At 40.3% G+C, this 10,666-nt stretch carries 11 protein-coding genes; 3 read left to right on the top strand and 8 right to left on the bottom strand.

The genetic code is table 11. The features are described 5' to 3' along the window. Positions 1–651 precede the first annotated feature (651 nt). The 5 genes from E0E16_RS06040 to E0E16_RS06060 all read right to left on the bottom strand — a co-directional run bounded on the left by E0E16_RS06040 (position 652) and on the right by E0E16_RS06060 (position 5,580). A complete protein-coding gene (locus E0E16_RS06040; RefSeq protein WP_004335649.1) occupies positions 652–1,713 on the bottom strand; it encodes a relaxase/mobilization nuclease domain-containing protein in 1,062 nt (353 codons plus the stop codon). Then, a complete protein-coding gene (locus E0E16_RS06045) occupies positions 1,703–2,128 on the bottom strand; it encodes a plasmid mobilization protein (RefSeq protein WP_004339651.1) in 426 nt (141 codons plus the stop codon). Before E0E16_RS06045 ends, E0E16_RS06040 begins: the two co-directional genes overlap by 11 nt. Before the next feature lie 360 nt (positions 2,129–2,488). Beyond that, complete coding sequence (locus E0E16_RS06050; protein WP_004335652.1) at positions 2,489–2,947, bottom strand: DUF3408 domain-containing protein; 459 nt, start codon at positions 2,945–2,947, stop codon at positions 2,489–2,491. A 4-nt stretch (positions 2,948–2,951) separates the two neighbouring features. Further along, the gene (locus E0E16_RS06055; protein WP_004335654.1) at positions 2,952–3,956 is read right to left on the bottom strand and encodes a DUF8464 domain-containing protein; all 1,005 of its coding nucleotides are present in this window, start codon (positions 3,954–3,956) and stop codon (positions 2,952–2,954) included. A 193-nt stretch (positions 3,957–4,149) separates the two neighbouring features. Continuing rightward, entirely contained in the window at positions 4,150–5,580 is a 1,431-nt protein-coding gene (locus E0E16_RS06060; RefSeq protein ID WP_036875542.1) for a virulence-associated E family protein, read from the bottom strand. A gap of 376 nt (positions 5,581–5,956) precedes the next feature. Between E0E16_RS06060 and E0E16_RS06065 the strand changes: the two genes are divergently transcribed. After that, on the top strand, positions 5,957–6,244 hold the full coding sequence (locus tag E0E16_RS06065) for a helix-turn-helix domain-containing protein (protein WP_004335658.1): 288 nt from the start codon (positions 5,957–5,959) through the stop codon (positions 6,242–6,244). A gap of 12 nt (positions 6,245–6,256) precedes the next feature. Then, positions 6,257–6,538 carry a helix-turn-helix domain-containing protein gene (locus tag E0E16_RS06070; RefSeq protein WP_004339656.1) on the top strand — a complete coding sequence of 94 codons (282 nt, stop codon included), beginning with the start codon at positions 6,257–6,259 and terminating at the stop codon, positions 6,536–6,538. 298 nt (positions 6,539–6,836) lie between these two features. Here E0E16_RS06070 and E0E16_RS06075 read toward each other — a convergent pair whose 3' ends face one another. From E0E16_RS06075 to E0E16_RS14290, 3 genes are read right to left on the bottom strand one after another with little or no spacing between them, the layout of a single operon-like run. Continuing rightward, the gene (locus E0E16_RS06075) at positions 6,837–8,072 is read right to left on the bottom strand and encodes a C10 family peptidase (protein ID WP_004335662.1); all 1,236 of its coding nucleotides are present in this window, start codon (positions 8,070–8,072) and stop codon (positions 6,837–6,839) included. A gap of 8 nt (positions 8,073–8,080) precedes the next feature. Then, entirely contained in the window at positions 8,081–8,542 is a 462-nt protein-coding gene (locus E0E16_RS06080; protein ID WP_004339658.1) for a hypothetical protein, read from the bottom strand. Beyond that, complete coding sequence (locus E0E16_RS14290; RefSeq protein WP_255418120.1) at positions 8,539–9,018, bottom strand: hypothetical protein; 480 nt, start codon at positions 9,016–9,018, stop codon at positions 8,539–8,541. The genes E0E16_RS06080 and E0E16_RS14290 overlap by 4 nt, the downstream gene beginning before the upstream one ends. Before the next feature lie 447 nt (positions 9,019–9,465). Between E0E16_RS14290 and E0E16_RS06090 the strand changes: the two genes are divergently transcribed. Then, on the top strand, positions 9,466–10,629 hold the full coding sequence (locus tag E0E16_RS06090; protein ID WP_130829561.1) for an IS4 family transposase: 1,164 nt from the start codon (positions 9,466–9,468) through the stop codon (positions 10,627–10,629). Positions 10,630–10,666 lie beyond the last annotated feature (37 nt).

A 10,666-nucleotide genomic window follows, 5' to 3' on the forward strand; every position in this document is an offset into this window, starting at 1 on the left:
TTCAGTTTTGGCACATGATGAAACTGATAACAATTTGTCCCACATACATGGTTTTGACACTGGGAGCTATCTTTTATGACGCCCCCCATTAAACCCAAATCGGACATTAGGATTTCTCGGGGTTATATGGCAGTGAGCAATTCTTTTATCTTTCCCCGATAGTGTCCTAAATGATTTCGTGCCCCTCCCCCACGTACGGTTGTATCAAATCATGAGACTTGACGTATTTTTGTTTCAATGCAGAATAGCACATACCTTCTTATCATTTCAATTCATATTCAGATGGTGGCTAACAAACGCTTGATAGCGAGCATTCGCCTCGACCAAAACCGCGAAATTATATTACAAAAACTGCGTCAGAAACATACCTTGTAATCTACTGATAATCAGAATGATATTGATTGTAATTTAAAAGGTAAGCTTTTGCAGGCTAAGATAATTCTTAAACTACAACTGATTGAAAATAAATAAGTTACCTTGTTGATAAGACTAAACTGGTAACGATTTAGAAACGAGCGAGCTACCTGGCTTCGCTGTTTTCTGCCTAACAAAGAACGCTTGTTATTCTGTTTGCAAAGATAATACTTTGTTACCGAATAGCAAGCGTTTTTGATGAGATATTCTTTATTATGCACTTTTTGTATGCTATGTTTATATTCCCCTTCCACGTTTCTTCTTTCTGTTAGCTTGGTATCTGAGTTTGCGCTGCCATGCAGCTTCGGTTAAGTCATTGCCTTGTGTACTTGGTGTAATTAAATCGCCTAACCCTTCCACCGCTTCATCGGCTGCGCTAACGATGGTGTCTGCCACTGCACCAATGGGATTCTGCACTTGTGAGGTATCATTGTCTCGTGAGATAGAGGAGCGGCTTGGAGGTACAAGTTGGTAGCCTGTATCAGATTGTTCTTTCTTTTCTGTAGGCTCTTGTACTGTTAGATGTGGTTTCCTTGATTCTTCCTTGTTAGTTGTTTCAAAGTTCTTCTGCAAGGAATGGTAGCCGAACTCCCTGCCGATTTCGGAAGCTTTGAAGCTTTGTCCATTGAAGGAGAACTTCAAGCCATATACCTTGCCCTGCTTATTCTTCATACGCTCTATGGTAATGCCGTTTTTGTTCAATTCATAAAGGAACATGGAATGCCCTGTGATGCCTGTATCTCTGTACTTGTCAAGCATGGAATAACAGATTTGTTGCACCACTTTCTTTGCTTGCTCTCTCGTCTGGCTGACTTTTGCCTTTTGGTATTTCCTTTCCGCCTTAATCTCCTTTGCGATGGTCAAGCCTTTCTCTCTGCTTATTTCCTCCGCCACCCTTGCAGCCCTATTGCTCACAAAGGTGGTATCAAAGACTTCTCCATACAGACTGATGCGGTTGGCGATGATGTGAATGTGTCTGTTGTCGGTGTCCTTGTGCGTTACTGCTACCCATTGGTGGTTGTCAAGTCCTATTCGTTTGGCAAACAAATGTGCTATCCACATATATTCGGACACAGACAGCTTTTTCTCGTCCTGCGGTGCGATGCCAATTTCGATACGGAGAAACTTGTTCCTGCAACGGCTGTTGTAGTTACTGACCACTTTCATTTCCTCATAGATAGTCTTTGGATCTCTGCTGCAAAGATTGTGGAATGCAAGCCGACTACCGAGTTTGCCTTCCCTGAAAATATAGTCCAAAGCTGTGCTTCCGTGCGCTATCGCCTTGCATTTACCTATCATTTCTTGTTAGATTTAAGACCTTATATATTTCATCATCTACCCGAAAATGCGGGTCGTAAAACCGCTTAAATGCCTCTTTGGCACATAGCGAAAGGTTCTTGGTGATTAGTAGCCAATCCTCGTCCTTGAGCTTGATGAGATTGGAAATCTGCCCATAGTACCTTCCTGTATGTTGGAGAATGGCAATGGCTTCCCTCTCATTGTCTGTCATCTTGGGAACGGCTGTTACTTCTCCGTTAAGGAGTATTTCCCGACAATAATCGGAGAATTTCCGTCCCGTGCTTTCCGCCCTTGACTTGATACGCTGTTTTTCCTCTAAGGTACATCTTACTTTGATGAACTCTGTCTTGTTCATCTTCTGTTCTTCCTTATCCTGTTGCTGCCATCGGGCAGCTTTTCCCTTGTATCTGCTCATATAAGTTTCTTTGAAAGTTTATCATTATAGATGATTTGTTGTCTTAATTCCTGAATACTGACCGATGAGAACGGAGTGATTACGGTCTTATCTCCCCGATAGATAGACGAGGGGAGCAAGAGCAGTTTGTGGGTACAAACTGACGTCTTGCAATATCAGCTAACGAAACGTTTACGCACAAGGCGTTTTGCTGCCGAAAAGTGAATGCCGTGCATTCTGTGTTTAACTGCGTTCGTGGTGTTCCCATCATTCAGTATGTTTGACAAATGTCTGTTGTTATGTTCTCTAAAAAAGGGTTGAGGGTTTTGAGTGGAATAATAGCCTCTTTTCCCAAAAGTCCTCGCCCCCTTTTCCTGTGCCTCACAGCTTTCTCCACTTCTCTATGTCCTCACCATACTCCTCCAAATGAATGCGCACGATGTTCTCCACGAAACTTGAAAGGTTGCTGCCCCTGTCGCCCAATCTGCGCACGATGAAGTCGGCACGCTCCTGCGTTTCTCGGCTCAGATAGACCGCTTTTCGGTTGCTTAGTTTTGTTGGAACAAGGTAGGCCTGCTTGTAGGATTCGAGCGTTTCCTTTCTCATTTTGGCACTGATGCGCCTTTGAACAGTTGCATTCTCTGTATGCTGTGCAGGTTCAGAGTGCGTAGTGTTCTCTGTGTCCTGTTCGTTAGGCTCTTGAATAAGTCTTGCTTTCCTTGCCCGAAGTTCGGCAATGATATGTTCAGACGAATTTTCTATCTGATTTAGTCCAAAATACTGCTTGTCGGAATGGATTGTATTCTTCATTCCCTCGTTACTGACTTTTTGCTTTTCCATGTTTTTATCTCATTTTATGTTTGACTTGTTTTGATTTCATGTTTTGATTTTGTTCTGTAACCGACATCCGTATCTGTATCTGCCCTTTATGCTTCTGTCGCTCACGGACACGGTAAACATGAAACTCGTTGAGGTCTTTGAAGCCTTTGTAATGTACGGACATATCCTCCACCTTGAAACCTACCTTTACAAATTCTTGCACGGTTCTCCGCCCTGCATCGTCATTGTCAAGGAAGGTACGGATATGCGTTAGGTTGTGGTCACTCAGATATCGAATAGCCCTTGCCACATTGCTTACCGAGTTTAGCACAAGACAGACACTCGTTATTTCATCTTTCATTGAAAGAAAGGAGAGAAAATCCATAAAGCCCTCAAATATGCATACGGACTGTGTCTTGTCTGTTGCGTATTCTGTTTGCTTGTCTGTGAATATGAGAGTAATGTCCTTCGGTGCTATCGTACCCTTGAACGTGCCATTGTCCCGAAGTTCATGCCCTCCTGATTGATTGGCAAAGCCGATGGATTGATAGCGCCTGCCCCTTACCTCATAGCTGATACATTTGAGGAAAGGCTTTGCCTTTTCCAAATCAATGCAGCGTACCTTTGTAAGATACTCCTGCAAATGTGGCAGTAGGGTGTCTGATATACTTATCAGCTTCCTTGTCTCGTTTGCAGCCATCGTTGGTTGGAGATTGTTTTGTGAGAAGTCTTTGTGAGAACTATATGTTATATTATCGGTAGCGTTTTGTCCCAAACGGCAAATGGCTTCCGATAGCGTGCAGCCTTCCAAGCGCATACAGAGGTCAATGATACTTCCGCCCCTACCTTCGGCATAGTCTATCCAGAGGTTCTTCTGTGTGTCCACCTTAAAACTCGGATGCGTTTCCTCTCTGAGTGGTGAGCGGTACAGCGCATAGGAAGGTGTTCTGCGCAAGGGTTTGATACCTTTCCTTTCAAGATACTCTACGATGGAGTATCGCTTGATGAGTGATAAATCTTCTTCTTTCATTGCTTGAATAATTTAAGTGATTGAGTTATAATCGATTGTCTGAATTATATTTGATTACATTTGAATGAATTTCCCTTTTCCTAACTTTTTCCCCTCCAAACTTTTTCATCTTTCTTCTTACTACATACTATTTTGTGATAAGTGATTGATAATCAGTGTTACTTTGTAGTATAAGACAATACTACACATTCTACTACATTTGGCTACTACAAGTTTGAAGGAGCGGGCAGGGCAAGATTTTCCTAATCTTATAGACATAGATGGGGCTACTACCGTTTCTTCGTTTGCTCACCTTTATGTATCCTGCTTTCTTCAAGGCTTCACCCATACGCTTGGCAACAAGTGGCTGGTGAGTATAAATTCCCAAATAAGTGAGTATCTCCGTAGTGGTCATTAACGAATAGTTTTCATCCTCCGTTGGCTTCTCAAAGCAGCGTAGCAGTAGTTCCATTTCTGCGGTCTGCACTTGGAAATCCTCACTCTCTTTGTAAAGCTCTACTATCTCATTATCGTCAAACCAATAGCGGAAACCAGATTTTAACAGGGCTTTTGCTTCGGTATAGACACTATCCATTGAGATTGCCTTTGCTCGTTCTATGTCAATAGACAATACTTCAAAGGGCAGAAACCGCCTACTGCCTGTGGGGTCGGTAAGGAAATCGTTACCATTTACCGATGCAACGAAACTCGCCAAGTGTGGGTGTTCCTCCACATACTTGTCGTAAGGCATACGGTACTTGACCATCGGACAGGTGATGAGGTTTTTCAGTTCGTTCTCATCACGCTTGTTGAGGGCTTTGAGCTGGTCGTCAATGTTTACGATGAGGTTTTGCCCTATATAAGTAAGCGTGTCCTTCTCTTGCGGATATATCTTTCCCGTGTAGCTGTAACCATGCAGGGCAGGTGGGCAGAGCAAGTCAAGGAAAGTTGTCTTGAACTTGCCCTGCTCGCCTGTCAGTACAAGACAGGTATGGTTACGGCATTCACGGTCGTCCATGGCGTTGGCGACCACTGCCACGAGCCATTTGGTAAGGTATGGCAGCCACTTGTCAGAGTTGCGCACAACTACGCAACTTGCCAGTTCGGGAATGACTTTCAGTGAAAAGGAAGAAGTATCACAATGGTTATTGTGTTCATTATTACCATTACCACTACTGCCATGAATACAACTATCGCTATTGCCACTATAATTACCTCTGCTATTACCAATATCCACCAAGGGCAATCCATTGAAATATTCCTGTATGGGATTGACACGTGGAGAGAAACTGCTCTCTATAATGGAATAGAGGTTGTCGGAAGATGTGATAATCCCCACATCGTTGTCAAGTTCCCTGCGGAGTGTATTGATTTCATAGCGACCCACTTTTGAGAAGTGAGCATCTTCCTTGCTTCGGTATTCGGTTCGCCCCAACACCGTGTTGTATCTGAACTCATAATAAGAGGAGAGATAAGTTTCTATCTCACCATTTTTGGAGGAAGTCTTCCTTTGCTTGGGCGTATTATTTTCGTCCACTGAATTGCCTTTATCTGCGTTTCGTTTCATTATATGCTTGGTTTGGTTTCCGAGAGTGAAGTTATGAAGAGAACTGGAAAGTTCCAAGCATTCGGAGAGTGCTTGCATAATGTTGCGCAAATTGGCAATGAATTTCTCACGGATTTTTGACAAGAAACTGTTGGAAAGTATGGATTTAAGCCCCAAACAAGAGGACAAGTGTGTAAAGAATGCAAGAAAGGCAGGTGGTAATTTGCTACAATACGCATCGTATTGCGTTGGCTAAAAGGATATGATAAAATGGAGTAAAGAGACAAAGAAAGAGAGCGACAATCCTTTTGCCATTTCCATGTTTTTCCCTCTATTTCCCTGCTGTTCCCTCGTGCTTTGAAGTATGGCAAACACTCTCTACTTTTGCAGGCAGAAATATGCGGTGAAACGCAAAACGGACAAAGGTTTTATTAAACCAACAAGACAGAAATACAAACAAAACAATAATAAAACTATGGGATATTTTATCATTACGGATTCAAATTGGGCAAGACTGAGGGATGAGATACTCAATCTTGCTCAGACCTGCCACAAAGCTTTCGGAGAACAGAGTCAGCACACCGATTGGCTGCACAATGGGGATGTATGTCAGCTACTCAACATCAGCAAGCGCACCTTGCAGCACTACCGTGATACGGGCGTGCTACCGTTTACACAAATCGGGCACAAGTGCTATTACAGGCGTGAGGACGTGGAGCGGTTGTTGCAGACAAAATCGGAGAAATCAAAGAACAACAAATAAAATAAGAGGACAATGGAATCAGTAAGAGATTTGAACATGGATGCGGACGAGATGCAGGTGGTGCTGTCCGCCATAAGAAGTGTGAACAAACGAATAAAGGAAGTAGCACAGACACACAAACCCTTGTTTGGCGGTGAACACTTCCTCACAGGCAAGGAGGTGTGTGAGCGGCTGTACATCAGCCCTCGCACCTTGCAGGACTATCGGGACAGGAAGATTATCCCCTATACGCAGTTTGCTGGGAAGATACTCTATAAGTCTTCGGATTTGGAGAAAATATTATTAAGGAAATAACTATATGGAATATCACGATGACTATATAATATAAATATATGCCAAAACTCCACTTTTAAAAGGATAATCCTCTAATCTTAAATGAGAGTACTCCAAAATATGGGAACAGAGCCGTATCATATTTTTTATAAAGTTTGATACGGCTCTGTTAGATTTAGCATTACTACCTGTAACTATTTATGAGGTGATTTTTATCTTGATATATCCTTCCTCATCTATCAAAGAAGCTATATTTGTCGTAACATAAGAAACTATATGTCTTAATCTTTCGATAATACAGTATAAATATTTTTACAACTTAAAAATCATCATAATCCGTATCTATATGGAAATTATAAACTTTCATCATAAGGTCATATTGCCTGGGAGAATCTTCTTTCCATGTCTTATCATCATATAGATAATAGCCATTTGCAGATCCGTTCCAGCCAAAATTTATATAGTATAGGGTCTGCCCATTCATTATTTTGTACCCATCCAAAAGCATGCAATGTCCAGAACTTGGCATATCAATTCCCAGTTTTTTCCATAACCAGCCATTACTGCGCTTTTTGCCCGATAAGAACGAAAGACCATAGGAATTATTTTTCATATTGTTACTAATATTATTCCAATCAGTATCATAGCTGAACATTCCACCTAAATAATCGCCTAAGAATTTCATAGCTTTTTTAGTGTCAGTCCCCGCAGAGCCATCCTTATCGTATGATGTACCAATATTTTCTGCTATTCTTTTTATAATATTTGAAATGTCGTCTTTTTCACTTTGAGAAGTAAAGTAATAACCATACTCCTTTGTCTTCAGTTTGCTCCAAGAAGTCTTTAATCCATACCCTTTGAATACACCAAAATCATTCTTTAGCACTGTCAGTGCTTGGACAACTGCAATAGGTACACAGCCCGCAGCAGCTCGTCCATTAGAAGCATATTTCCCATTTGATGAAGGTGACTGTAAATTGAAAGGATTACCCTGTCCCCACCTTACATTACATTTTTGGGGCACGGATTCCTCATATCTTTTTGAGCTTCTTGTTTCAGGCTGGTCCCAATGAGAATTTATGGGCGCATCCGGAGTCATTCGGTTGTAAACTGATGTAGCTGCCGTCCCAAGCATAAAAAGAAAAGATTCTGGTAATTTTTCTTGCTCTATCAACTTTCCATGAAGAAACTTTAACTCGATGTTATTAAAATGCGCATAAATAGGTTCGGCTCTCTTGTCACCTGCAATAACGATAGTAGAGCCGTCTGAGATTTTGACAAAATACAATAAGTTCTGTGGATTACTCTCTTTCTGTATTCCTCTTGTCGTATTATCTTGCGCATTAATAGAGTCAATACCAACAATCATACAAGCATTATTTGTAGATCTTGTGTTACCCGCTTGTAAATAGCCATTAACTACTTTTTCTATATCACTTTTCCCGACCTTAAAACTATTTTCTTTAACAATCGGAGTTGTCTGTTTTTGAGGAAGCTCTTCTTGATTGCATGAAACAAGAAGTGCTAAGGATAAAAATAAAAATATTTTTTTCATATCTTTTGCTATTTAAAAGTTATTCCAATAGTGGATATTCCATCAGGAACACTAAATCCAAAGGAAATTGCTACAGGTACTTGCTGGATGCTATTTTTGTTCAATTGGACTTTATATTTTCCTGTCTGTACCTTGCTTATTGTCATAAAGTCAAATTCTATTTTCTGGAGTATGCCATTTTTACAATAAATTGTGGCTTTATTCCCATCAGAAAGTTCTACGACAGTCTGTTCCTTTGATAAAATCTCTTTGGTTATTCTTTTTGATACTTCAGTGTCATTCTTCCCATAATCAATCCTAAACTCATACATCGCATAATCACCTTCCATAAACTGGAAAAAGCCTTCTGGATGTGCAGTGGATAGTTCTATCTTACTTGGGGTAATATTTGGAATTCTATTCCTATCTTCGTCAGAGCAGGAAACCATTATAATAACGGCTATGAATAGCAGAATCCTTTTTATCATCATTGCGGTAAATATTTAGTCGTGTGAATATTAAGAGTTCTTGTCTTATATGGGGCTCCATACCATTCTGTCCAATGTGTATCTTGGAAGCGACCTGCATTTTTCCTGTTAAAATCCAATACATAACCAGATACAATTCCATAATTACCAATGGGACCTACTACATGGATATAATAATCTCCATTGATTTTTTTGTATCCGTCAGCTAAAAAGAAACTAAAATTATAGTAAGAAGTGTGCCTAAAAAAGGTAGGATGTTTTCTATCACGATACCCATATATATATGAAATGCCTGTTTCCAATCTTAAGTTATTAAGCATATTAAACCAGTCTGTATCATAAGACAAACTTGGAATTCCATCTGCACCCGAAAAGAAATTCTTTACAGCTTCAAAAGCCATAAGTCCTGATATTTCAGAGTTCGGCATTAATTTAAATTGTGGAATTCTATTAGACATCTCAACGAAATCTGTATACATATCTCCTTTTAATTGCGTAACATCTAATTTCTTTGCTCGTTTCCATGAAGCCTTTAGTTGGTATTTGTCAAAACTTCTAATTTCTTTTCCATCAGGTATTGCAATACAAAGAGCATGAATAGTCCAAGGTCTTATATCTTGTGAAGAAAAAGTATTGTAGTTCTTGTGGTTCTCGTTGTATTTATATGCATCTGTAAATCTATAGGCTAATTTAGGGAGAACTTCGTCATTGGAATCTCCAGCTCGGGTATTTAATTGTTGCCTATTACTGTAATAGCTGTTTACTTGGTTATTATTTGTTGTTTTATTTTTTACATCAACTCACTAATGTCCCGTTAAGGTGGGCTAATCGCTCTTTGAATTAATTGAAATACAGTCTATTAGGTGGTGTTTTGAAATGAAACGGACTTGATTTCGTAACTTTGCAGTCAAATTTAAATGACTGTTATGTTCCAAGATAAATACGTTTTTGCCCAGCTCACCGCTTTTTTGAACAGAACTCAGTTTAACAACTATGTTCGCAAGTATGATGGAAACCGCTATGTGAAGCATTTCACTTGTTGGAATCAGTTGCTTGCTATGATGTTTGGTCAACTGAGTAATCGAGAGAGTTTGCGAGATTTGATTGTTGCTTTTGAAGCACATAGAGCAAAGCAATACCATCTTGGATTAGGGCGTAAGCCTATTGCGAAAACGACATTTGCTTCAGCCAATCAGAATCGTGACTACCGTATCTTTGAAGACTTTGCTTTCTATATGATGGAGCAAGCCAAAAAGAAACGGGTAACGGATATCTTCAAGTTGAAAGGCAATGTGTATGCCTTCGACTCAACGACAATTCCTTTGTGTTTATCAGTCTTCTGGTGGGCAAAGTTCCGTAAGAAGAAGGGAGGGATAAAAGCACATGTGTTATATGACCTCGAATCTCAGGTTCCTGCTTTCTTCCATATCTCTACAGCATCCGTTTACGACTCAAATTCCATGAAGGAAATTCCTTATGAATCAGGTTCTTACTATGTATTCGACCGTGGATATAATGCATTCAAGGAACTTTTCAAAATACATCAGCATGAATCGTTCTTTGTTGTGCGAGCCAAGAAGAATCTGCAATACAAATGCTGTAGATGGAGGCGCAGGGTGCCAAAGAATATATTGACAGATGCTGTGATTGAATTCAATGAATACAATTCATACCGAAAGTATCCAGAGAAACTCAGACTCGTCAAATTCTATGATGAAGAACAAGACAGGGAGTTTGCTTTCCTAACCAATGCCTTTCATCTTACAGCACCTGAAATCGCCAATCTTTACAAGAATAGATGGCAGATAGAGCTGTTCTTCAAATGGCTAAAGCAGCACCTCAAGATCAAGAAGTTTTGGGGTACAACAGAGAATGCTGTGAGAATCCAAATTTCATCGGCAATCATAGCCTATTGCCTTGTTGCTATCGTACAACATGATTTTCAACTTAAGCGATCGACTTATGAGGTTCTTCAGATTCTAAGTATTTCGCTTATGGATAAGACACCACTCGTAGATCTCTTCGAAAGGACTGATTTCAATAATGTCAAAGAACTCGATTGTCCCCTCTTTCCGGGGTTATTTGATTAATATTTAACTGGTCCCGATTTTAACGGGACACTAATGA

Source organism: Prevotella rectalis (assembly GCF_900607215.1).
In the GTDB taxonomy this organism is placed as follows: domain Bacteria; phylum Bacteroidota; class Bacteroidia; order Bacteroidales; family Bacteroidaceae; genus Prevotella; species Prevotella brunnea.

Excerpts from the sequence above, each read along its gene's own strand:
- E0E16_RS06060 (WP_036875542.1), bottom strand. The coding sequence starts at position 5,580 with ATGCAAGCACTCTCCGAATGCTTGGAACTTTCCAGTTCTCTTCATAAC.
- E0E16_RS06055 (WP_004335654.1), bottom strand. The coding sequence starts at position 3,956 with ATGAAAGAAGAAGATTTATCACTCATCAAGCGATACTCCATCGTAGAG.
- E0E16_RS06050 (WP_004335652.1), bottom strand. The coding sequence starts at position 2,947 with ATGGAAAAGCAAAAAGTCAGTAACGAGGGAATGAAGAATACAATCCAT.
- E0E16_RS06075 (WP_004335662.1), bottom strand. The coding sequence starts at position 8,072 with ATGAAAAAAATATTTTTATTTTTATCCTTAGCACTTCTTGTTTCATGC.
- E0E16_RS06090 (WP_130829561.1), top strand. The coding sequence starts at position 9,466 with ATGTTCCAAGATAAATACGTTTTTGCCCAGCTCACCGCTTTTTTGAAC.
- E0E16_RS06070 (WP_004339656.1), top strand. The coding sequence starts at position 6,257 with ATGGAATCAGTAAGAGATTTGAACATGGATGCGGACGAGATGCAGGTG.
- E0E16_RS14290 (WP_255418120.1), bottom strand. The coding sequence starts at position 9,018 with ATGTATACAGATTTCGTTGAGATGTCTAATAGAATTCCACAATTTAAA.
- E0E16_RS06040 (WP_004335649.1), bottom strand. The coding sequence starts at position 1,713 with ATGATAGGTAAATGCAAGGCGATAGCGCACGGAAGCACAGCTTTGGAC.
- E0E16_RS06065 (WP_004335658.1), top strand. The coding sequence starts at position 5,957 with ATGGGATATTTTATCATTACGGATTCAAATTGGGCAAGACTGAGGGAT.
- E0E16_RS06045 (WP_004339651.1), bottom strand. The coding sequence starts at position 2,128 with ATGAGCAGATACAAGGGAAAAGCTGCCCGATGGCAGCAACAGGATAAG.
- E0E16_RS06080 (WP_004339658.1), bottom strand. The coding sequence starts at position 8,542 with ATGATGATAAAAAGGATTCTGCTATTCATAGCCGTTATTATAATGGTT.